The following is a 20,510-nucleotide window of genomic DNA, read 5'->3' as shown; positions in this document are numbered from 1 at the left end:
GCTTCCGCGACGGGTTTCAGACGAAGAGGTGATCGATGCCCTGCTTCGACATGGCGTCGGCTTGCAGGGCGAGGGCGAGGGCGTGGATGGCACCGGCCTTCGGCGTGCCGCGCTGGAAGCTCGGCAGCAGGTTGGCCTTGGCGAACTGGGTCTCGGTGGCGGACGAGCGCACGGCGATCTTGAAGGAGTTCACGAATTCGCGCTTGGCGATCTCGCGCCATTCGCAGATCTGCACGTCGCGGTGGCGCGGATCCTCGGCGATGCGGGCGAAGGTGTCGTGGATCTGCTGGCGCTCGCCCTCGATGATCTGGCCGGCGAAATTCTGCTCCACGATCATGAAGCTCGTGATCACGGCGAACTCGTTCTTCTTCTGGGCCTGGCGAGTGATGTCGCCGAGCTGGCTGGAGCGCAGCTGCGGGTCGGACGACAGCGCCAGACGCGAGAAGTAGATCAGGTGGACGAGACTCGTCCGCTTCGGTCGCATGATCGCATCGTTCCAGCGCCTCGTGACGCGACCCTAGCGTGCAGCGGTATAACGGCCCGTAAACGGGACCTCCCACACCCCGCGCGGCACATATCCCACGCGGCAGAAGCTGCCGGGTGGGCCGGGCCGATCGGCGAGAACCTGCCGGGCGGCCCGGACCGACCTCAACGATCTCAATGACTTGGCCCTGGCATGCCGGTTGCGCCCGGAAGGCCGGGAGGCGTCCCCCGTCGCGGGGCGCCCGTCGCATCCGAGCCGGGACCGCAGCCATGGACATCTTCACCGCGCTTCAGACGGCCGTAACCGGGTTGAAGGCGCAGTCCTACGCCATCGACAACATCTCCGGGAACATCGCCAATTCCCAGACCACCGGCTTCAAGCGCATCGACACAAGCTTCGTCGACCTGATCGCCGAGCAGACGCCCAAGCACGAGGTCTCGGGCACGGTGCTGGCGCAGTCCCAGCTCTCCAACAGCATCCAGGGCAACATCACCGCCACCAACGTGCCCACGAACATGGCGCTGAACGGCGACGGCTTCTTCACCGTGCAGACGAAGAGCGGCGACGCCAACGGGCAGCCGGTCTTCAACGGCTCCAACCTCTACACGCGGCGCGGCGACTTCACCGTCGACAAGGACGGCTACCTCGTCAACGGCGCCGGCAGCTACCTGCTGGGCGACAACCTCGACCCCGTGACCGGCCAGACCGCGAGCTCCGGCCCGATCAAGATCAACAACGGCACGCTGCCGGCCAAGCAGACCACCGCGATCACCTACAACGCCAACCTGCCGCGCACGCCCACCACCAACGCCACGGCCACCGGCGGAAGCGCGCTCTACGCGCCGACCAACGCCTCGACCTCGGTCACGACGGACACCTCGACCACGGCGACCGGCCTCCAGGTGACGGCGGCGAGCGCCTCCGACTTCATCGACCACAGCGTCGTCGGCCCCTCGCTCACCGCCTACACCGCGAGCGGCGCCCCGGTCTCGGTGACGACGCGCTGGGCCAAGGTGCAGGACTACGCCTCGGCGAGCCAGCCGGCGGTCTGGAACCTGTACTACGCCGCCAAGAGCGACGTGGTGGGCGGCTCGACCGCCTGGACGAACACCGGCACCGCCTTCGCCTTCGATTCCTCGGGCCAGCTCACCTCGCCGGCGGTGAACGCCTCCACCGGGGTGTCGTCCGTGACGATCCCGTCGCTGACCGTCGACGGCACCACGGTCGGCGACATCACGCTCAACCTCGGCAAGAACGCGCTGACCCAGTACGCGACCTCCTCGGGCAGCGTGACCACCAACGCGCTGACCCAGGACGGCTACGCGGCGGGTTCGCTCAACAGCGTCTCGGTCTCCACCGACGGCAAGATCGTCGGCGCCTATTCCAACGGCTCCAGCCTCGCCATCGCCAATGTCGGCATCGTCCGCTTCATCAACCCGGACGGGCTGAAGCAGGAATCGGGCGGCAACTTCCGCCAGACCCTCGATTCCGGCAACGCGCTGACGGGCCTCAACGGCACCACCGTGGTCGGCAGCAACGTCGAGCAATCGAATACCGACATCGCGAGCGAGTTCTCTAAGATGATCGTAACCCAGCAGGCGTACTCAGCGAACACGCGCGTCATGTCGACCGCGCAGACGATGATGTCCGACCTGCTCAACGTGATCCGCTGACGGCCGCAGATCGCGGTCCCGATCCGGATAGCCTGGGAGGCATGCCATGTCCTTGAACGCGCTCAGCACGGCCAATGCCGGGCTCGCGGCGACGCAGGCCGCCATCGGCATCGTATCGCAGAACGTGGCGAACGCCGGCACCGCCGGCTACGTCAAGCGCACGCTCACCAGCGTCTCCTCGGGCATCGGCAATGCCGGCGTCGCCACCGGCACGATCACCCGCAGCTTCGACGACGCGGCCCTGAAGCAGTTGCGCCTCGAGACGGCGGGCGCCTCCTACACCTCCACCAAGTCGGACGTGATCTCCCAGCTCGACAAGCTCTACGGCACGCCCGGCGACTCGACCGCCCTCGACGGGCTGCTCAACACGTTCACGGAGTCCCTCCAGAACCTCGCGGCGAACCCGACGCAGTCGACGGCGCGCACCGTGGCGCTCAACGCCGCCTCCAGCCTCGCGACACGCATCGGCAGCATCGCCGGCAGCGTGCAGGACCTGCGCTCGGGCTCCGAGACGCGGCTCGGCACGCAGACCAAGGAGGCGAGCAACCTGCTCTCCTCCATCGCCGGCCTGAACGTGAAGATCCAGAGCACCAGCGACGACGCCGCCCGGGCCGACCTGCTCGACCAGCGCGACCAGCAGATCACGCAGCTCTCCGGCTATTTCGACGTTCAGACCGTCGCCCAGCGGGACGGCACCGTGACCGTGCTGACGGGCTCCGGGGTGACGCTCGTCGACCGGGGCAAGGCGGCGGTCCTCTCCTTCGACGGGCGCGGCCAGCTCAACCCTGCCTCGTCCTACTCGTCAGATCCGTCGCAGCGGACCGTCGGCACCGTCCTGGCGACGACGCCGGGCGGCGGCACCATCGATCTCGGCGAGCCGGGCGTGCTGCGCTCGGGCTCCATCGCGGCCGAGTTCGAGCTGCGCGACACGGTGCTGCCCCAGGCCCAGCGCCAGCTCGACGATCTCGCCTCGGGGCTCGCCCGCTCGCTCACCGACAAGACCGTCACCGGCACCCAGAGCGGCAGCGGCTACGCCATCGACCTCTCGGGCATCCAGGCGGGCAACGCCATCACCGTTCCGGTGAGCGTGAACGGCACGGTCCGCAATGTCACCCTCGTCGCCTCGAACAAAGCCACCGCCGGCGTCGATCCGTCGCTGACGACGGATTCCTCGGGCTACGCCCAGACCTTCGACATCTCCGGCGGTCCGGCGACCTACGCGGCCAAGATCCAGGAGGCGCTCGGCGCGCTCTCGGGGCGGCTGACCACGGCGGGCGTCTCGCCCGTGCCGACCCTCACCGCCACGGGCAGCGGCGCGACGGTCACGCTGGCGGGCGCCGGCACCACCACCGTCACGGGCGCCAGCGCCGGCATCACCGTGCCGACCTCCGCGAGCGACCTCTCGACGGCCTTCCCGCAGCTTCCCCTCTTCGTGGACGGCTCGGGCAACACGCTGATCACCGGCTCCCTCGACGGAACCGCGCAGATCACGGGCCTCGCCCAGCGCCTCGCGGTCAACCCGGCGGTGGTGGGCAAGAGCGCGGTGCTCTCCGCCGGCAGCGCCGGCAGCTCCACGCCGGATTCCACCCGGCCGCAATTCCTCTACGACGCCCTGACCAGCGGCCAGCAGACCTTCTCCTCGACGAGCGGCATCGGCGGCATCCAGGCGCCTTACTCGACGAGCGTCGTCGGCTTCGCGCAGGACGTCATCGCGGCGCAAGGCGCGGCCGCCTCCTCGGCGCAGAGCCTCGACGAGGGCCAGAGCGTCGCGCTCGCCACGGCGCAGGGGCGCTTCTCGGCGAGCGCGGGCGTCAACATCGACGAGGAGATGTCGCGGCTCATCGAGTTGCAGACGGCCTATAGCGCCAATGCCCGCGTGCTGACGGCGGCGCGCGACATGCTCGACACCCTGCTGCGGATCTGAGGGATCATCATGAGCACGATCTCGACCTTCGCCGCCGGCAGCTACCGGACGAACCGCACCACCGACAGCCTGCTCACCCTCAAGAGCCAGCTCGACACCCTGACGACCCAGCTCGCCAGCGGCCGGGCGGCGGAGACCTATGGCGGTCTCGGCGCCGGCCGCACGACGAGCCTCAGCGCGCATGCCACGCTCAGCGCCCTCGACGGCTACGACGCCGCGATCACGGGGGCGAACACCCGCGTCAGCCTGGCCGCCGCGAGCCTCCAGCAGGTCACGTCGCTGAGCTCGACCATGCAGAAGAACCTGGCCAACAGCCTGCTCAACGGCACCAACGCCTCCGCGAGCGGCCAGCTCGCCACCAACAGCCTCTCGGCGGCCATCGACTCCCTGAACCAGAACTCGGCGGGGCAGTACCTGTTCAGCGGCCGGACCACCGACACCCAGCCGGTGCTCGACAGCGCCACGATCCTCAACGGCGACGCCGGCAAGGGGCTCGACGGGCTGGCCAAGCTCGTCGTCGAGCAGAAGGCGGCCGATCTCGGTACCGCCGGCAACGGCCGCCTGAGCGTCACCGCGCCCGCCGCCGGTTCCGCCATTCTCTCCCTGAGCGAGGAGACGTCCGCCAGCGACCCCACCGGCGAGATCCGCGCGAATTTCGGCTTCACCCTCCCCAAGACGCCGACCGCGACGAGCAGCGTGTTCGCGATCACCCAGAGCTCGGCCTCGACCCAGCCCGCCGTCACCCTCGACCACGCGCCCACGGACGGGCAGAGCTTCCGCGTCACGGTCAACCAGCCCGACGGCAGCCAGAAGACCCTCGACCTGACGACCCGCGCCAACCCGCCGGCCGGCTCCACCGACAGCTTCCCCGTCACGGCGGACGGGGCCGCCGCGAGCGCCGCGCTCGCCGCGCTGGTGGCGCCGGGCACCGTCGCCGGGGTGCAGAGCGCGAACCCGCCCGCGCTCACCGCGACCTTCTCGGGCGGAACCCCGGCCGCCTACCAGATCGGCCTGACCGCGCAGCCCTCTAACGGCGACAGCGTGACCGTGACGCTGGGCCTGCATGACGGCACCACCACCACCGTGACCCTCACCGCCCGCACCACGCCGGACGCGGGAGCGACGGGCCAGTTCGCCATCGGCGCCACCAAGGAGGAGACGGCGGCGAACCTCGCCACAGCCCTCGGCACCTCCCTGAAGAGCGCCGCCTCGGGCACGCTCTCGGCGAGCTCCACGGCGCGCGCCTCGGCGGATTTCTTCAACGGCACCACGGCCGCCGGCCAGGAGCCGAAGCGCATCGTCACGGACGCCTCGGGCAATCCGCATTACACGCAGGCGCCGCAGGGCCGCACCGTGATCTGGTATCAGGGCGACGCCTCCGACACGGACGCGCGCTCCACCGCCACCGTGAGGATCGGCGCCAACCAGGATCTCTCCATCGGCGCGCGCGCCGACGAGCCGGCGATCCGCACGGCGCTCGCCGGCATCGCGGCGCTCGCCGTCGAGACCGTGGCCGACCCCGCCGGCGCCACCGGCACCGCCCGTTTCAAGGCGCTGGCCGACCGCGCCGGAAGCCTGCTCACCACGGCGTCCGGCTCGCCGGGGCTCAACGACATCACGGGGGATTTCAGCCTCGCGTCGAGCGCGCTCTCTAACGCCAAGACCCTCAACGCGAGCACCCGCGCCACGCTGCAATCGTCGCTCGACGGCGTCGAGACGGTCTCCACGGAGGAGGTCGCGACGAAGCTGCTCGCGGTGCAGAACCGGCTCCAGGCGAGCTACCAGATCACCGCCACGCTCTCGAAGCTGTCGCTCGTCAACTACATGAGCTGACGCTTGATCGCCGGACCGCCGCCGGCCTATCGATGGGCCGTCAACGGCGGAAGGCGGGCGGCATGACGCGGGGATCGGCCATCGGGATCGTCGTCGCGGCTCTGTCCGCGCTGCCGGCGCTGGGGCGCGACAATCTCAGGGATCCGACGGCGGCGCTGGCGGCCGAGCGGCTGCTGCCCTGCCCGTCGCAGGGCGCGGGCTTCGCCCGGACGCCGGGCAGCCGCACCTGCTTCCGCATCTCCGGCCGGGTGGTGACGGGGATCGACCTGCGCGGCTCGAACCACGGCGCGGCGGCGGTGCCGACCACCGCCGGCCGCATCGCCGTCGACACCCGCACCGAGACCGATCTCGGCCCGGTGCGGACCTTCGTCCGCATCGGCCAGGGCCGCCGCTAGAGCATTTTCGCGCGAAGTGGATTCCGGTTCGCGTGAAGAAAATGCGACCCACCAAGGAGATAGAGCGTTTTCCGTGAATCGGAGATCACGGAAAACGCTCTAGGAGACCGGCGTCGCCGGCAATGAGGTTGCCGCTCGGCCCCCCTGCTCGACCATCCGCGAGCGGGCCGCACGATCGCCCGCTCCAGAAAAATCGAAGCGGAAGCAGAAGGGGAGCGCCGAATCCGAGCTTCCCACGGCACCGAGTCAGCCGAATGCGGAGCAGACGCCCTTAGTTATCGAGCCTCTTCAACAAGTCGATATGCTGCTTGGCATTCGTGGTGAGCGATTTTTGCTGCTCGATCACGCCATTCAAGCTTTCCAAGGATCTATAGATGGCATCCGAGTGGCCGAATATGTTTTCGACCTCGCTGATGGTCGCCTTGTAACGTCCCTCTTCGGAAGCAAATGATTTTCTGATCTCCGCGATGATGTCGCCGAGCTTCGACAATGAGGTTTCGATTTCACTTACGGAGCACTCCGACCGTCCGAGGATGGCCTTCGTGTCGCCAGCGAGTTTTTTCACCTCTCCCGCGACCACTCCAAATCCCCGTCCGGCATCGCCTGCACGCGCCGCCTCGATTGTCGCGTTCAAGGCCAACAGGTTGGTTTGGCTAGTGATCCCATCGATCACTTTGAGCACCGTGCGCAAGCCGGTCACGGTCTGATTGAGGGTCCGAAACTCCTCCGCCAACAGAGCACCGCCACCGCCTTGCTGACCGTTCTGATCGCTGTAGCCCAGAATGGTACGACGGATCCCCTCCATGACACCGCTTATGCCGCCGATTTCCTGGAGCGAATTTTCGATCGTGCCAATGAAATCGAGATAGCTCGTGATGTTCTGAATGATATCGGAGCGCAGGCGGTTCAAGACCTCGACTCGGTTCAGGCGGCAAAGCGTAAAGTAATTCTGATAACGCGCGTAGTGCACCGGAAACAGATCCATCATCGGATCTTTTATCGTATTCGCGCCCGGATCGAAAAATACAATTGCAGATAGCGTCTGGTTGATGTTGATTCCGAAAAGCTCGCCGAAAGTCGAGAAGCCGGCGGCCGGGACCTGCCAGGCATCGGCGAGCCCACTCAACTGCTCCGGATTGTTGAGACGGCGAAGGATGCAATCGTTGAGGATGGCTCCGACTGGATTAGGCTTGTCGCTCAGGAACGCTTGGATGGCGCGCCGAGTCTCGCCGGCGAAGTCGCTCGCATCGAGCAGAAACAGCTTATCGCCCGTATTGATATCGCAATAGAAAGTTGCGGACCCGCTTTTGGCATCGATGGTGGCGACAGAGCGCACGAACAATTCACCTTCGATGTCGATGCCAAACGTTCTCTTGCCCAGAGCCGCCATCAGATCGCCGGGCTTGGCCTTCAGGGCTCTGCCGAGTGCTTCGGCGAACGGGACCACGTTGCCCGATTGCGGGTCGATGACCGCCCGAACGGTGCGCGTTTCGGCGACCGCATCCACGATCGTAAATGATACGTTCGTCTTCCGAAAATTTTGCGTTTTGAAGATGCTGTAACGCTTTCCCGAGCTGAGCTTGAGGAAGCAGAACAGCGCGTGATTTTCGAGAACCTGCCGACCGTCGAAGATCAAGGTTTGCTTGAAATCCAGCTTTCCGCCCGCCGAACCACCGACGAACGGGCAAGGGAAGCGACCGACTCGATAAATCGCCTCCATGACATAATCTTCGCTGACGGCAAGACCATCGATATACGTCAGCGCCAGCGTATCGACATGACCAACCGGGAAAGGAAGCCGTATCTCATTGAGGGCAGTGGCGATACGCTCGACACGCTGCTCCCGTGTCAGAACAGGTTGGCCCGAGCGGATGTCCTGGCTGGCGAGTGGCACGGCATGGATGCTGACGGCCTCGATGAGGCTCGACGACAGCGCCTGGACCACGACCGTGTTCCATCCATCATGCGCGGGATGATAGAGCTGGTTTCCACGCGCGTTGGAAAGTTCGCCGGCAGTCGAGACCCCGATCACGGGGATGGCGCCCGCCAAGGCAGCGAGCTTCGACGTTACCGTCTGAAAGCTGACATTCGGCGAGATATAGACAATCGCAACTGCGGCAGGCTTGCCGTCCAGGTAAAACGTGTCTTTCGTGATGCCATGCAGACTTTCGTCGGTATCGCAAACACGCATGAACTCGGAGGGAATCGATGCCTCTTGGAGCTTCATTTCCAACACATCAGGCTGCGAGATCGGCTTGGACTCTGAGATAATAGCCTGCTTGCGCCGGTAGAACATAAAGTCGATCTCCCCCGAGACGAACCAGAAATCCATCCGCCGAAAATCGTATGGTAAATCAATGAACGAGTTATTAATTTACTATATCCCGACGCGCAGCCCGTCAAAAGCTCTACTTTGTTCAGCAGCAGCGAGAAAACGATTGATGTCCGTTTGTAGACAAAGTCGGCAATATCGAGCGACCGGATCAGAGGGGTGAGCAGCCGACACCGGGCGTCGGACGTCCACCGCTAAAGGTTGCGCGACAGCACCAGCGGGCCGCTCTGGGCGCCGCGTCCGTAGGGCGAGGGCGCGTATGAGGGCTTTCCGTAGACGGTCGGCCCGCGCGAACGGCCGATCTCCTCGGCGAGCGTCTTGATGAGCCCCTCCGAGACGGTCCGCGCCGTGGCGAGCACGGCCTGGTTGGTCTCGACGGCCACCGTGAAGCGGCGGTGGGCGCTTTTCAGCGCCTCGACGCCCTGGGGCGCGAAGCGGGCGAGCGCGACGGCGTTGGCCTTCACGACCTCCAGTCCCTGCATGTAGGTGGCGGCGAGCGCCGCCTTGCCCTCGGAGCCGGCGAGCCCCTCGCGCAGGCGCCCTCCCCGCACATGCCCGCTTTCGGCCTCCAGCACGGCCTCCAGCGCCTGCATGGCGCCGAGCACATGCCCGACGAGGGCCTCGGCCCCGGCCTTGTCGGCGACGCGCGGCGGCGTCCTCGTCTCAGGCTTTGGCTGCACCGCCGGCCTCCTGCATCCTCATCATCTCCTTGTAGACCTGATCGGCGATGCCGACGCCGCCGCTCTTCACGATCTGGCCGGCGTATTCCTTGGTGAGCATCGAGCGGTAGACGTCGCCGCCGGTGCCGTTCTCGCCCATCGGGCCGTCAGTGCCCTCGGACTTGGTCAGCCGGTCGAGGCTCTGCTCCAGGAACATCTTCTCGAACTCGGTGGAGGTCTTCCTGGCCTTCAGCGAGGCGGCGGTGCCGGTGGTGGCGCCCGTCTGGGTCGCGCCGGCGGTCTTGCTGGCGGACGCGGCGATCTCGCCGGCGATGGCCTTGCCGACGCCGACGGCCGCCGAGGCCGCCATGGCTGCGAACTGGATCATGAGGTGGCTCCCTTCACATGCGGTTCGGATGACGGCTCACATCAGCTCGATGTCGGCTTGCAGGGCGCCGGCCGCCTTGATGGCCTGGAGGATCGAGATCAGGTCGCGCGGGCCGACGCCGAGCGCGTTGAGGCCGTCGACGAGCTCGCGCAGGGTCACGCCCTCCTTGACCAGCGCCAGCTTGTTGCCGTCGCCGGTATCGACCTTCACGCTGCTGCGCGGGACCACGACCGTCTGCCCGTTCGAGAGCGGGGCCGGCTGGCTCACCTGCGGCTGCTCGGTGATGGTGACGGTGAGGTTCCCTTGAGCGATCGCCACCGTGGAGACGCGCACGTCGCGGCCCATGACGATGATGCCGGAGCGCTCGTCGACGACGACCTTCGCGGTCTGGTCCGGCTCGACCTTGAGCTGCTCCACCTCGGTGACGAGGCGGATCATGTTGCCGTGATACTTCGCCGGGATCTGGAGCGTGACGGTCGCCGGATCGGTGGGCTCGGCGGTGTCGGCGCCCATGAAGTCGTTGATCGCGGAGGCGACGCGCTTCGAGGTGGTGAAGTCGGGGTTGCGCAGCGACAGCCGCAGCGTGCGCGCGTCGTTCAGCTTGAACGCGATCTCGCGCTCGATATTGGCGCCGTTGGAGATGCGCCCGTTGGTGGGCACGCCGCGGGTGATCTTGGCGGCCTCGCCCTCGGCAGCGAAACCGGCGATGGCCACCGAGCCCTGCGCCAGCGCGTAGACCTCGCCATCGGCGCCGAGCAGCGGCGTCACGAGCAGCGTACCGCCCTGGAGCGACTTGGCGTCGCCGAGCGAGGAGACCGTGACGTCGATGCGCGTGCCCTGCGCCGCGAAGGGCGGCAGGCTCGCCGTCACCATCACCGCCGCCAGGTTCTGCGTGCGCATGGTGGCACCGCGCGTGTTGACGCCCAGCCGCTCCAGCATCGCCTGCAAGGACTGCTTGGTGAAGGGGATGTTGTTCAGCGTATCGCCGGTGCCGTTGAGGCCGACGACGATGCCGTAGCCGACGAGATGGTTCTGGCGCACGCCCTCGATGGAGGCGAGGTCCTTCACCCGCGACAGCGCCATGGCCGGCCGGCCCTGCCCGATCAGGCAGGCGGCCAGCGCCAGGACGACGCCGAGGATGCGAGGGAGGCCGTTTCTGCGCGTGACCATGCCGGGCTTCGTGGCTCTGCGGGTTCGGTCCTCTCCACGCCAGGGCCATGCCACGCTCGCGAAAACGACAAGCTCTTGAAAAGCAGACCATTTTCTCGAATTGTCCGGCGCGTCGGATCGATCCCGGCCCTGCCGCTTCGTGCCGGCCAGGCAAGTTTTGCCGGGCGGTTTACGGGCCGTTAACCATGCCGGCGCGAGGGTCGCGGCTCGGGCGCGGCGCCCGGCAAGAGGTCATCGGGCTCCCATGCGCGTCGATTCCCGCTCCCCCGCGCAAGGCGCGACCTCGGTCGCGGCGGGACGGCGCGCGGACGCGCCGCGCGGCTTCTCCCTCGGCACCGCGCCGGAGACCGCCTCCGCCCAGGGACCGGCCGCCGCCGCGACGCTCGCCGGACTCGACGCGGTGCTCACCCTGCAAGGCGCGCAGGAGACCCCGCACGAGCGCCGCCGCCGGCAGGCCAAGCGCGGCAACGATCTCCTCGACGGGCTCGACCGGCTGAAGGCCGCGCTGCTGACGGGCCGCGTGCCGACGAGCGAGCTGCGCTCCATCGCCGGCCGCCTCTCCGAGCGCTCCGGCATCAGCGGCGATCCCCGCCTCGACGCCATCGTCGCCGATATCGAGCTGCGCGCCGCCGTGGAGCTCGCCAAGCTGCGCAGCGGCGCCAGCGCCTGACGCGCCAAGCCGCGCGGGCGGATTGACCGCGCCGCCCCGATCCCCGACAACCGCGCGCCTTCACGACACGCTGGCGCGGCCGGGAGCCCCCGTCGCGCCCTCCCGCCGGCGCCGATGCTGTTCAACTCCTTCGTCTTCCTGCTGGGCTTCCTGCCCGCCGCCCTCGTCCTGCACGGGCTGGCCGAGCGGTTCCGGCCGGACTGGCGGCTGCCGGTCCTCCTGGCGCTGTCCTTCGTGTTCTACGGCTGGTGGGACGCGCGCTTCGTGCCGCTGCTGGCGGTCTCGATCCTGGTCAACTGGCTCGTCGCCCGCGCCTTCCTGGCGAGCGGGCGGCGCTGGCTGATCCCGGCGGCGATCGCCGGAAACCTCGCCACGCTCGGGCTGTTCAAGTACCTCAACTTCTTCGCCGATCTCGCCAATATGGTGCCGGGCGCGGCGCTCGCGCATCCCGACTGGGTGCTGCCGCTCGGCATCTCGTTCTTCACCTTCCATCACGTCATGTACCTGACCGACCTGCGGGCCGGCCGGGCGCCCGCCTACGGGCTCACCAAATACGCCCTCTACATCGCCTTCTTCCCGCAGGTTCTCGCCGGCCCGCTCGTGCGCTGGAGCGAGGTCATGCACCAGTTCGACGAGCGCCCCTATGCACGCCCCGACGCCGCCGAGCGGTTCGGGCGCGGGCTGATGCTGCTCTGCGTCGGCCTCGCCAAGAAGGTCTTCTTCGGCGATCCGCTGGCGGGCTACGTGAATCCGGTCTTCCAGGCCGCCGCCGCCGGCAAGGTCGTGACGGTGGCGGAAGCCTGGCAGGCGACGCTAGGCTTCACCTTCCAGATCTATTTCGACTTCTCCGGCTACACCGACATGGCGCTCGGCATCGCGCTGCTCTTCGGCATCGTGCTGCCGCAGAATTTCGACGTGCCCTACCGCGCCGCCTCGCTAAGCGACTTCTGGCGGCGCTGGCACATGACCCTGTCGCGCTTCCTGCGCGACTATCTCTACATCCCCATGGGCGGGAACCGGCATGGATTGCCGGTCCAGCTCGGCGCCCTCCTCGCCACCATGACGCTGGGCGGCCTCTGGCACGGGGCGGGGCTGACCTTCGTCGCCTGGGGCGCCGCGCACGGGCTCGGGCTCGGGGCCGGGGTGCTGACGCGCCGCGCCGGCATCCGCATGCCGCGCCTGCTCGGCTGGGCGCTCACCGCGCTGTTCGTGGTGATGACCTGGGTGCTCTTCCGCGCCACCAGCTTCGAGGCGGCGCTCGCCGTGTTCAAGGGCCTTTTCGGGCTCGCGCCTATGGGCTCGGGCTTCAAGTGGAAGACCATCCTGGTCGCGGCCCTGGTGGCCATGCTCGGCCCCACCGCCTGGGCCGCCGTGCACCGGCTGCCGCCGAGCCGGTGGCTTGCGGCCGGCTTCGCCGTGCTGTTCGTGGTGCTCGTCCTCAAGATCGGGGACGATGCGAACTACGACTTCATCTACTTCCAGTTCTGACGGTGTCGGACGCGCGCCTCAAGCCCGCCGACGCCTGGCGACGCTTCGCCGGAACCGCGCTCGGCGCCGCCCTGGCCCTGCTCGCGGCCTATCTGGCGCTCGCCTATGCCCTCGACCCCTACGACAGCGGCCGCTCGGGCCTGTTCTCGGCCGGCGCGGTCCGCCCGCAGGGGCCGCGCACGGCGCTCGCGATCAGAGGCCGCGACCCGGCCTTCACGGCGGCGATCGTCGGCAACTCGCATGTCCAGCTCATCGAGCCGGCGAAACTCTCGGCGTCGACGGGCTTGCCCTTCGTCAATCTCTCGGTGCCGGCCACGGGCCCCGGCGAGCAGCTGCTGGTGCTCGGCTGGTTCCTGCGCCATCACCCGGCCCCCACGGCGCTGGTGATCGCGGCCGACGAGTACTGGTGCACCGACGATCCGGCGCTGCCGAACGCCAAGCCCTTCCCGTTCTGGCTGCTCGCCGAGCGGACGAGCGACTACCTGCGCGGGCTGATGCGCTTCTCCGTGGCGCAGGAGGTGGTCGGCCGCATCGGCTGGCTGATGCGGCGCCACCGCAAGACCGCCCCGGCGGACGGCTGGTGGGACTACGAGCCCGACTACCTGCGCCTCGGCTATGCCGACGACCCGCGTCTCGTGGCCGACCGCGAGACGCGCCCTCCCCTGGTGCCCGATCCGCATCGCGCCGGCCCGTTCCCGGCGGCGGCGGCCTTCGCGCGGGCGCTGAATGGCGTGCCCGCCGCGACCCCGGTGGTGCTGGTCTTCCCGCCCGTCTACGCCGCCGGGCTTCCGGCCCCCGGCAGCGCGCGCGAGACGGCCGAGCGCGCCTGCAAGGCCCGGATCGCCGAGGCGCTGGCCGGGCACCCGCTCCACACCGTTCTCGACTGGCGCGTGGACCGGCCGGAGGTCGCGGACGCGCGCCTGTTTTTCGATCAGACCCACTACCGCCATCCCCTCGCCGCAGAGGTCCTGCGCGATATCGCGGCGGCGCTGGCGCGACTTCGGGCAAACCCGCTTGGCCCAGCGCGAGATTAGTCAACCGCCTGCGGGCGTTGCGGGATTGCCGCATCCGTCCACCGCCGCGTTTCCCCGCCGCAGGCCCTCGTTGTCGCGGCTCGCGGCCTCGACTATACGGCACGGCATTATCGCCGCGGACCGGCCGGACTGGACTTGTGAGGGCGACGAATGGCGAAGGTGACGCTCGAAGACGGCTATACGCCGACCGACACCGAACCCTTCATGAACGACCGGCAGCGTGAATACTTCCGGCGCAAGCTGCTCGGCTGGAAGAGCGAGCTCCTGCGCGAGGCGCAGGACACCCTGGTCGCTCTCCAGAGCGAGAACGAGAACCACCCCGACCTCGCCGACCGCGCCTCGTCGGAGACCGACCGCTCGATCGAGCTGCGCGCCCGCGACCGCCAGCGCAAGCTCACCGGAAAGATCGACGCGGCGCTCGCCCGGCTGGAGGACGGCTCCTACGGCTATTGCGAGGAGACCGGCGAGCCGATCTCCCTGAAACGCCTCGACGCTCGCCCCATCGCCACCCTGTCCCTCGAGGCGCAGGAGCGCCACGAGCGCCGCGAGCGGGTCTACCGCGACGATTGAGCCGCCGGGAGCAGCGACAAGAGCTATATTGCAATTATGCCTCGTTAACCTGTGTTAACGAGGCATAATAATTCGGAACTCCGGCAGATTCCGGCGCGTCTTCAAGGGAGACGCCGAAAGGAATCCTGCCGATGAACAACGAAGTCCTCATCCTGGTGCTGGCGCTCGCGACCTTCGTCGCTGTGGCCGCCTTCGCCCTGTGGCAGCGCGGCCGGGTCGCGGCGGCGAAGGGCGATCCGCGCCGGTCCGCCTTCACGCGGGATCACGGCGAGGCGCCGAGGCCGAACCGCCCCGGCACCGAGCATTGAGCGCCGCGCCGCGTCAGAACGGCAGCAGGATGTCGACGAGCTGCTGGCCGTAGCGCGGCTGCTGCACGTCGGTGATCTGTCCCCGGCCGCCATAAGCGATGCGGGCCTCGGCGATCTTGGTCGAATCGACGGTGTTGTCGGATTCGATGTCCTCGGGCCGCAGCACGCCGGCCACGATCAGCTCGCGGATCTCGAAGTTCACGCGGATCTCCTGCTTGCCCTCGATCACCATGTTCCCGTTCGGGAGCACCTGGGTGACGATAGCCGCGACGTTGGTCGTCACGGTCTCGGCGCGCTGCACCGAGCCGGCGCCGTCGTTGCTGCTCGTGGAGGTGGCGTTCAGCAGCTTGTCGGCGCTGATGCCGGCGGCCTTCACCGCCGCATTGCTTTCCAGGCCGAAGGCGTTGGGCAGGCCGAAGCCCTCCGCGTTCGAACGCGAGCGCTTGGTCTCGTTGTTGAGGTTCGCCTTGTCGGTGACGTTGACCTTCACGGTCACGAGATCGCCGACGCGGGCGGCGCGCTGGTCTTTGAAGAAGGCCCGCGATCCCGTGCGCCACAGGGAGTTCGGCGCGTAGGAGACCGGCTGCGTTTCCGGCATCGGCATCCGCACCGGCTTGTAGCCGGGCTGGGACGTGGGGTCCTGGATCGCCGCGAGGGCCGGCTGCGAGCCGACCTGCGAGAGCCGGTCGGCGGTGTTGCAGGCACCGAGCGCGGCACAGAGCGCCACGAGGGCGGCGGAGCGGGAGACGGCGGCGCGGAGGGTCATGGCGGGTGTCCGGCGATGAGGGTGTCAGCGGGCGGGCGCGTCGAGGGAGGCGCTGGCCTGGCGAATCGGCGCGGCGGGACCCACCGAGACGCGGCCCGGCCCGACGACGACGGCCTGGAGGGATTTCTTGGAGGCGACGTTGACCACCGACACCGTGGCGCCGAGCCGGCCGCTCTCGCTCGCCTGTCCGCGCATGGACAGGCTGACGCCGGGGGTCTCGTAGACGATGGTGACGGGCTCCCCCCGCGCGACCAGATCGGGCGGCGCGGTGTCGCCGATCCGCAATACCGAGCCTGCCGCGAGGGTGCGCTGGGCGACCTCGCCGGCGGCGCCCGCCGCGCTCGCCTGCGCGTCCGGCGGGGCGCCGTCCCTCGGGCGGCGCTCGACCGCGACATCGGCGGCGGCGACCGCCTCGCCCTTGTTGAGGGTCCGCACCAGCACGGCGACCTCCCGCATCTCCACCGCCAGCCCCGAGACCCGCAGCGATGCCTGACGCTCCCCGAGGCTGATGAGACCGGCGACCCGCCGCGAGCGCGGATCGAAGGTCACGTCGAGGGCGGTCGCCTGCCCGTTGAGATCGACGGGGGCGAGCAGCACCGGGCCCTCGCCGTCGAGGCGCACGCTCAGCGTCCGCGGGTCGAGCCCGTAGGCGGATTCGAGCGAGCGCTTCAGCGCGGCCTCGATCTCGGTAGCGCCGACCCGGCGCGCGGCGCGCTGCACGGCGACCTGGACCCGGCCGCCGCTCTCGACCGCGCCGAGCCCGAGCGCGGAGATCGCGTCGGCGATGCGCCGCGCCTGGATGGTGCCCGTCGCCCCCAAGGCGGGCGCGCGGAACAGGGGCCTTGCCGCCATCTCGACGGAGGCGCCGTCCACGAGCTCGCCCAGCGTCAGCACGTCGCCGCGCGCGACGACATCGCCGCGCAGCCGCAGGGGATCGGCGAGCGCCGGCAGCGTGAGGAAGCCGAGCGCCAGGAAGGCGCAGAGCGTCAGCACCATGCGCAGGATCGCCCCGGTGCCCAGGGTCTCCACGCGGACGGGGGCCTGCGTGCCGATCGGCTCGAGATCGTCGCCGGCATCGTCGTCGGCCAGGTAGGAATGCGACATCACGGGTCCGGTCCTCAGCCGCGGAACATCTGCGAGGTGGTGGAGAGCATCTGATCGGCGGCGGTGACGACCTTCGAGTTCATCTCGTAGGCGCGCTGCGCGGCGATCAGGGACGAGATCTCGGTGACTGCGTTCACGTTCGCCTCCTCGAGATAGGATTGCTGGAGGTTGCCGAAGCCCTCCGCGCCCGGCAGGCCGGCGATCGCCGGGCCGGAGGCCGCCGTCTCGACGAACAGGTTGTCGCCGATGGATTCGAGGCCGACCTTGTTGACGAAGCGGGCGAGCTGGAACTGGCCGAGCGCCTGCGGCGCCGTCTGGCCCGGAAGCGTCGCCTGAACCGCGCCGGTGGCGCTGATCTGCACCGAGGTCGCGGTGTTGGGCACCGTGATGCCGGGATCGACGAGATAGCCGTCGCGGGTGACGAGCTGCCCTTGCGCCGAGAGGTCGAAGGAGCCGTCGCGGCTGTAGGCGGTGCGGCCGTCCGGCATGGTGACGCGGAAGAAGCCCTCGCCCCGGATGGCGACGTCGTAGTCCTTCTCGGTGGAGGACAGCGTGCCCTGCGACATCACGCGGGCGGTCGAGGTCGTCTTCACGCCGGAGCCGACCGCGAGGCCGGCGGGAAGCTGCGTGTTCTGGTCCGAGGTCGAGGAGCCGGAGCGGCGCAGGTTCTGGTAGAGCAGATCCTGGAAATGCGGCTGCTGGCGCTTGTAGCCTGTGGTGCGAAGGTTGGCGATGTTGTTGGAGATGACCTGGACGTTGAGTTCCTGGGCCGCCATGCCTGTGGCGGCGGCGTAGAGGGCGCGCATCGGTGCCTCCTAGGGGTCAGGCGACGTCGGCGAGGCGGCGGATCGCCGTGCCCCGCAGATCGTCGAGCCGCGAGATCACGCTGGAGACCATCGCGTAGGTGCGGTTCACGTCCATGAGCCGGGTCATCTCGACCACCGGCCGCACGTTCGACTTCTCCAGCGCCCCGGATTCGAGGCGCCCGGCCAGACCCGCCGGCTGCGGCTGGTCGGGGGAGGAGTAGAGATTGGCGCCCTCGTTCACGAGCTTCTGCGGGCTCGCGAAGGTGACGAGGCGGACGCGGCCGCGAATGCCGAGATTGGTCGACACGGTGCCGTCCGGCCCGATCGAGACGCCGGTCTCCTGCGGGCCGATGGTGATCGGGCCGGCCTCGCCCTGCACCTGGTAGCCGTCGCTGGTGACGAGGTTGCCCTGCGCGTCCGTCTCGAAGGCGCCGTTGCGGGTGTAGCGCGGGCCGGCGGGCGTCTGCACCGACAGGAACGCCTCGCCGCGCACCGCGACGTGGAGCGGGTTGCCGGTCTGCTCGATGGAGCCCTGGGCGAGATCCAGCGTGGTGCCCTTGTCGACCACGTAGGAGACGCGCCGGTCGGGGGTCTGGAACGACTCCGCGCTCGCCACCGGCATCAGGTATTCCTGGAAGCGGACGTTGCGCGCCTTGAAGCCCGTCGTGGAGACGTTGGCCATGTTGTTGGCGATCACGTCGAGCTCGCGCTGGAGCGCGACCTGGCTCGATGTTCCGACGAAGAGGGCGTTCTGCATTGGACCCTGGCCCGGCGACGCGAGACGGCGGCGTCGTTAACCCTGGCGCATCGGGCGTGCCATGCCGGGCCGATTGAAATAGCGCAGCGATATCATTGCATTGATAGAAATGGCGTGTCTCTTCGCGCCCGGAACGCGGCGGCCGGGCGGCAAGACCGGCCCGGCAGGATTTGCCGCCTTAACGGCGCATTAACCACGACACCCGATACCTGAGGCCGAGGTCGCGCGGGCTCTCTTCCGCGCGCCGCTGCTCCGACGACGCGGAAGACCGGCGATGGCCAAGAAGAAGGCGCCCGAAGGCGAGGGCGAAGGGGGCGCCGAGGCCCCGAAGAGCAAGAAGAAGCTCATCATCATCGTCGCCGCCGCAGTGCTGCTCCTGGCCGGCGGCGGCGGGGGCGGATACTTCTTCTTCATGAAGAAGAAGGCCGCCGCGGCCGACGGCGCCCATGCGGAAGCCTCCGAGGGCGGCCATGGCGGAGGCCACGGAGCGTCGGCCGAGAAGAAGGGCGCGGTCTTCCTCGACGTGCGCGAGATGGTGCTGAACCTGACCCCGGATATCGGCCAGGACAAGGCCCGCTTCGCCAAGCTGCGGATCACGCTGGAGCTGAAGGACGCCAAGGTCGAGAGCGAGGTGAAGCCGCTGCTGCCGCGCGTCGAGGACACGGTGCAGGTCTATCTGCGCGACCTGCGCACCACCGATTTCTCCGGCTCGGTCGGGCTCTATCGGCTCCGCGAGGAGCTGCTCCGGCGCGTCAACGTCGCGCTCTATCCCGCCAAGGTGGAGGCGGTGCTCTTCAAGGACGTGATCGTCCAGTAGCGCTCGGGACGAATGTTCGAGCGCGGGGGCACCGGCTCGCGTGACGAACATCCGCCGGCAGGAACATCCGGGGCGGTTTGCTTGAATTCAAACAGATCGCTCTGACCAGAGGCGAGCATGGAACCCGACGACCCGAATACCGAGGACGACTGGTCGGCCGCGCTGCTGGAGCAGAACGCGGAGGGTGGCGACGCGTCGCTCGCCGAGGAATGGGGCGCGGCGCTCGCCGAGCAGGGAACCACGCGCAACGCCAGCGACGTCGCCGCCGAATGGGCGACGATGATCGAGGACGGGGAGAGCGAGAACCTCCCCGAGCTGGCCGGCAACGACCGCATCCTCAACCAGGACGAGATCGACGGCGTCCTGGGCTTCTCCCTGCGCGAGCTCTCCGCCTCGGGCGCGGGGGGTGTGCGCGCCATCGTCGATTCGGGCGTCGTCCAGTACGAACGCCTGCCGATGCTGGAAATCGTCTTCGACCGCATGACGCGGTTGCTGTCGACCTCCCTGCGCAACTTCTTCCAGGACAACGTCGAGGTGACCCTCGACAACATTACCTCGGTGCGCTTCGGCGACTACCTCAACGCCATTCCGCTGCCGACCCTGCTCGGGGTCTTCCGGGCCGAGGCCTGGGAGAACTCGGGGCTCGTCACGGTGGAGTCGAACCTCGCCTACTCGACCCTCGACCTGCTGCTCGGCGGCAAGCGCGGGGGCTCGTCGAGCCGGCTCGACGGACGGCCGTTCACCACCATCGAGATGCAGCTCGTGCGCCGCCTCGTGGAGCTGATCCTGGGCGACCTCGAGATGTCGTTCCAGCCGATCTCGCCGGTGCGCTTCTCCATCGACCGCATCGAGACCAACCCGCGCTTCGCCACCATCACCCGGCCCGCCAACGCCGCCATCCTGATCGGGCTTCGCCTCGACATGGACGGGCGCGGCGGCCTGCTACAGATCATCTTCCCCTACGCCACCATCGAGCCGATCCGTGAACTGCTCATGCAGAGCTTCATGGGCGAGAAGCTCGGCCGCGATCAGGTCTGGGAAAGCCATCTCGCCACCGAGATCTGGCAGGCCGACGTCGCCATGGAGGCGGTGCTGCACGAGATGACGCTGCCCCTGAAGAAAGTGATGGCGCTGAAGGTCGGCGACACCCTGATGTTCGACGCCAAGCCCTCGGACCCGATCACGATCCGCTGCGGCGACTGGGCCCTGACGCAGGGGCGGATCGGGCGGGTCGACGATTCCATCGCCGTGCAGGTGACGCGGCCGCTGCGCCGCTCGCGCACCACGCTCCAGGCCTTCGAGGCCTCCATGAACAACCGCTCCGACGGGTAG

Annotated in this window: 20 protein-coding genes; 11 read left to right on the top strand and 9 right to left on the bottom strand. The window is 68.6% G+C overall.

The features are described from left to right. Positions 1-16: 16 nt before the first annotated feature. On the bottom strand, positions 17-484 hold the full coding sequence (locus ACP56T_RS15000) for a BLUF domain-containing protein (protein WP_430912937.1): 468 nt from the start codon (positions 482-484) through the stop codon (positions 17-19). Positions 485-753: 269 nt separating this feature from the next. Between ACP56T_RS15000 and ACP56T_RS14995 the strand changes: the two genes are divergently transcribed. The 4 genes from ACP56T_RS14995 to ACP56T_RS14980 all read left to right on the top strand — a co-directional run bounded on the left by ACP56T_RS14995 (position 754) and on the right by ACP56T_RS14980 (position 6,309). After that, positions 754-2,157, top strand: a complete 1,404-nt coding sequence (locus ACP56T_RS14995) for a flagellar hook protein FlgE (RefSeq protein ID WP_430912936.1) — start codon at positions 754-756, stop codon at positions 2,155-2,157. Positions 2,158-2,203: 46 nt separating this feature from the next. Further along, a complete protein-coding gene (gene flgK / locus ACP56T_RS14990) occupies positions 2,204-4,081 on the top strand; it encodes a flagellar hook-associated protein FlgK (RefSeq protein WP_430912935.1) in 1,878 nt (625 codons plus the stop codon). A gap of 9 nt (positions 4,082-4,090) precedes the next feature. Further along, positions 4,091-5,914 carry a hypothetical protein gene (locus ACP56T_RS14985; RefSeq protein WP_430912934.1) on the top strand — a complete coding sequence of 608 codons (1,824 nt, stop codon included), beginning with the start codon at positions 4,091-4,093 and terminating at the stop codon, positions 5,912-5,914. 62 nt (positions 5,915-5,976) lie between these two features. Beyond that, positions 5,977-6,309: a porin gene (locus tag ACP56T_RS14980; protein WP_430912933.1), complete on the top strand. Its 333-nt coding sequence runs from the start codon at positions 5,977-5,979 to the stop codon at positions 6,307-6,309. 271 nt (positions 6,310-6,580) lie between these two features. On the opposite strand, the gene ACP56T_RS14975 is transcribed toward ACP56T_RS14980, so the two are convergent. The 4 genes from ACP56T_RS14975 to ACP56T_RS14960 all read right to left on the bottom strand — a co-directional run bounded on the left by ACP56T_RS14975 (position 6,581) and on the right by ACP56T_RS14960 (position 10,858). Then, positions 6,581-8,641, bottom strand: a complete 2,061-nt coding sequence (locus tag ACP56T_RS14975) for an FIST N-terminal domain-containing protein (RefSeq protein WP_430912932.1) — start codon at positions 8,639-8,641, stop codon at positions 6,581-6,583. A gap of 194 nt (positions 8,642-8,835) precedes the next feature. After that, positions 8,836-9,321 (bottom strand): hypothetical protein, encoded by a 486-nt coding sequence (locus ACP56T_RS14970; RefSeq protein ID WP_430912931.1) that lies wholly within the window; start codon positions 9,319-9,321, stop codon positions 8,836-8,838. Continuing rightward, the gene (locus ACP56T_RS14965; protein ID WP_430912930.1) at positions 9,305-9,688 is read right to left on the bottom strand and encodes a rod-binding protein; all 384 of its coding nucleotides are present in this window, start codon (positions 9,686-9,688) and stop codon (positions 9,305-9,307) included. The genes ACP56T_RS14970 and ACP56T_RS14965 overlap by 17 nt, the downstream gene beginning before the upstream one ends. 36 nt (positions 9,689-9,724) lie before the next feature. Further along, a complete protein-coding gene (locus ACP56T_RS14960; RefSeq protein WP_430912929.1) occupies positions 9,725-10,858 on the bottom strand; it encodes a flagellar basal body P-ring protein FlgI in 1,134 nt (377 codons plus the stop codon). Positions 10,859-11,102: 244 nt separating this feature from the next. On the opposite strand from ACP56T_RS14960, the gene ACP56T_RS14955 reads away from it, so the two are divergent. The 5 genes from ACP56T_RS14955 (at position 11,103) to ACP56T_RS14935 (ending at position 14,928) form a co-directional block, all read left to right on the top strand. After that, positions 11,103-11,528, top strand: coding sequence for a flagellar assembly protein FliX (locus ACP56T_RS14955; protein WP_430912928.1), 426 nt, complete (start codon positions 11,103-11,105; stop codon positions 11,526-11,528). 114 nt (positions 11,529-11,642) lie between these two features. Continuing rightward, positions 11,643-13,016 carry an MBOAT family O-acyltransferase gene (locus tag ACP56T_RS14950; RefSeq protein ID WP_430912927.1) on the top strand — a complete coding sequence of 458 codons (1,374 nt, stop codon included), beginning with the start codon at positions 11,643-11,645 and terminating at the stop codon, positions 13,014-13,016. Between the two features lie 2 nt (positions 13,017-13,018). Then, positions 13,019-14,050, top strand: coding sequence for a hypothetical protein (locus ACP56T_RS14945; RefSeq protein ID WP_430912926.1), 1,032 nt, complete (start codon positions 13,019-13,021; stop codon positions 14,048-14,050). 150 nt (positions 14,051-14,200) lie between these two features. Then, positions 14,201-14,620, top strand: coding sequence for an RNA polymerase-binding protein DksA (gene dksA / locus ACP56T_RS14940; RefSeq protein WP_430912925.1), 420 nt, complete (start codon positions 14,201-14,203; stop codon positions 14,618-14,620). A gap of 131 nt (positions 14,621-14,751) precedes the next feature. Beyond that, the gene (locus ACP56T_RS14935) at positions 14,752-14,928 is read left to right on the top strand and encodes a hypothetical protein (protein WP_430912924.1); all 177 of its coding nucleotides are present in this window, start codon (positions 14,752-14,754) and stop codon (positions 14,926-14,928) included. A 13-nt stretch (positions 14,929-14,941) separates the two neighbouring features. Here the strand turns inward: ACP56T_RS14935 and flgH are convergent, their stop codons facing one another. The 4 genes from flgH to flgF are packed head-to-tail and all read right to left on the bottom strand — an operon-like array spanning position 14,942 to position 18,361. Further along, positions 14,942-15,694 (bottom strand): flagellar basal body L-ring protein FlgH, encoded by a 753-nt coding sequence (gene flgH, locus ACP56T_RS14930; RefSeq protein WP_430912923.1) that lies wholly within the window; start codon positions 15,692-15,694, stop codon positions 14,942-14,944. A 24-nt stretch (positions 15,695-15,718) separates the two neighbouring features. After that, positions 15,719-16,798 carry a flagellar basal body P-ring formation chaperone FlgA gene (gene flgA, locus ACP56T_RS14925; protein ID WP_430912922.1) on the bottom strand — a complete coding sequence of 360 codons (1,080 nt, stop codon included), beginning with the start codon at positions 16,796-16,798 and terminating at the stop codon, positions 15,719-15,721. A gap of 14 nt (positions 16,799-16,812) precedes the next feature. Beyond that, the gene (flgG, locus tag ACP56T_RS14920; protein WP_430912921.1) at positions 16,813-17,604 is read right to left on the bottom strand and encodes a flagellar basal-body rod protein FlgG; all 792 of its coding nucleotides are present in this window, start codon (positions 17,602-17,604) and stop codon (positions 16,813-16,815) included. A gap of 16 nt (positions 17,605-17,620) precedes the next feature. After that, positions 17,621-18,361: a flagellar basal-body rod protein FlgF gene (flgF, locus tag ACP56T_RS14915; RefSeq protein WP_430912920.1), complete on the bottom strand. Its 741-nt coding sequence runs from the start codon at positions 18,359-18,361 to the stop codon at positions 17,621-17,623. Positions 18,362-18,635: 274 nt separating this feature from the next. Between flgF and fliL the strand changes: the two genes are divergently transcribed. Then, on the top strand, positions 18,636-19,178 hold the full coding sequence (gene fliL / locus ACP56T_RS14910) for a flagellar basal body-associated protein FliL (protein ID WP_430912919.1): 543 nt from the start codon (positions 18,636-18,638) through the stop codon (positions 19,176-19,178). A gap of 117 nt (positions 19,179-19,295) precedes the next feature. Beyond that, positions 19,296-20,510: a flagellar motor switch protein FliM gene (gene fliM / locus ACP56T_RS14905; protein WP_430912918.1), complete on the top strand. Its 1,215-nt coding sequence runs from the start codon at positions 19,296-19,298 to the stop codon at positions 20,508-20,510.

Origin of the sequence: Methylobacterium endophyticum, assembly GCF_050591105.1 — a bacterium.
Lineage (GTDB): Bacteria > Pseudomonadota > Alphaproteobacteria > Rhizobiales > Beijerinckiaceae > Methylobacterium.
The sequence above is the reverse complement of the archived record's forward strand: the minus strand, read 5'-3'. Positions and strand labels throughout refer to the sequence as shown.

Bases quoted from the DNA above. Each gene is read 5' to 3' on its own strand.
- ACP56T_RS15000 (WP_430912937.1), bottom strand. From the start codon at position 484: ATGCGACCGAAGCGGACGAGTCTCGTCCACCTGATCTACTTCTCGCGT.
- ACP56T_RS14995 (WP_430912936.1), top strand. From the start codon at position 754: ATGGACATCTTCACCGCGCTTCAGACGGCCGTAACCGGGTTGAAGGCG.
- flgK (WP_430912935.1), top strand. From the start codon at position 2,204: ATGTCCTTGAACGCGCTCAGCACGGCCAATGCCGGGCTCGCGGCGACG.
- ACP56T_RS14985 (WP_430912934.1), top strand. From the start codon at position 4,091: ATGAGCACGATCTCGACCTTCGCCGCCGGCAGCTACCGGACGAACCGC.
- ACP56T_RS14980 (WP_430912933.1), top strand. From the start codon at position 5,977: ATGACGCGGGGATCGGCCATCGGGATCGTCGTCGCGGCTCTGTCCGCG.
- ACP56T_RS14975 (WP_430912932.1), bottom strand. From the start codon at position 8,641: ATGGATTTCTGGTTCGTCTCGGGGGAGATCGACTTTATGTTCTACCGG.
- ACP56T_RS14965 (WP_430912930.1), bottom strand. From the start codon at position 9,688: ATGATCCAGTTCGCAGCCATGGCGGCCTCGGCGGCCGTCGGCGTCGGC.
- ACP56T_RS14960 (WP_430912929.1), bottom strand. From the start codon at position 10,858: ATGGTCACGCGCAGAAACGGCCTCCCTCGCATCCTCGGCGTCGTCCTG.
- ACP56T_RS14955 (WP_430912928.1), top strand. From the start codon at position 11,103: ATGCGCGTCGATTCCCGCTCCCCCGCGCAAGGCGCGACCTCGGTCGCG.
- ACP56T_RS14950 (WP_430912927.1), top strand. From the start codon at position 11,643: ATGCTGTTCAACTCCTTCGTCTTCCTGCTGGGCTTCCTGCCCGCCGCC.
- dksA (WP_430912925.1), top strand. From the start codon at position 14,201: ATGGCGAAGGTGACGCTCGAAGACGGCTATACGCCGACCGACACCGAA.
- ACP56T_RS14935 (WP_430912924.1), top strand. From the start codon at position 14,752: ATGAACAACGAAGTCCTCATCCTGGTGCTGGCGCTCGCGACCTTCGTC.
- flgH (WP_430912923.1), bottom strand. From the start codon at position 15,694: ATGACCCTCCGCGCCGCCGTCTCCCGCTCCGCCGCCCTCGTGGCGCTC.
- flgA (WP_430912922.1), bottom strand. From the start codon at position 16,798: ATGTCGCATTCCTACCTGGCCGACGACGATGCCGGCGACGATCTCGAG.
- flgG (WP_430912921.1), bottom strand. From the start codon at position 17,604: ATGCGCGCCCTCTACGCCGCCGCCACAGGCATGGCGGCCCAGGAACTC.
- flgF (WP_430912920.1), bottom strand. From the start codon at position 18,361: ATGCAGAACGCCCTCTTCGTCGGAACATCGAGCCAGGTCGCGCTCCAG.
- fliL (WP_430912919.1), top strand. From the start codon at position 18,636: ATGGCCAAGAAGAAGGCGCCCGAAGGCGAGGGCGAAGGGGGCGCCGAG.
- fliM (WP_430912918.1), top strand. From the start codon at position 19,296: ATGGAACCCGACGACCCGAATACCGAGGACGACTGGTCGGCCGCGCTG.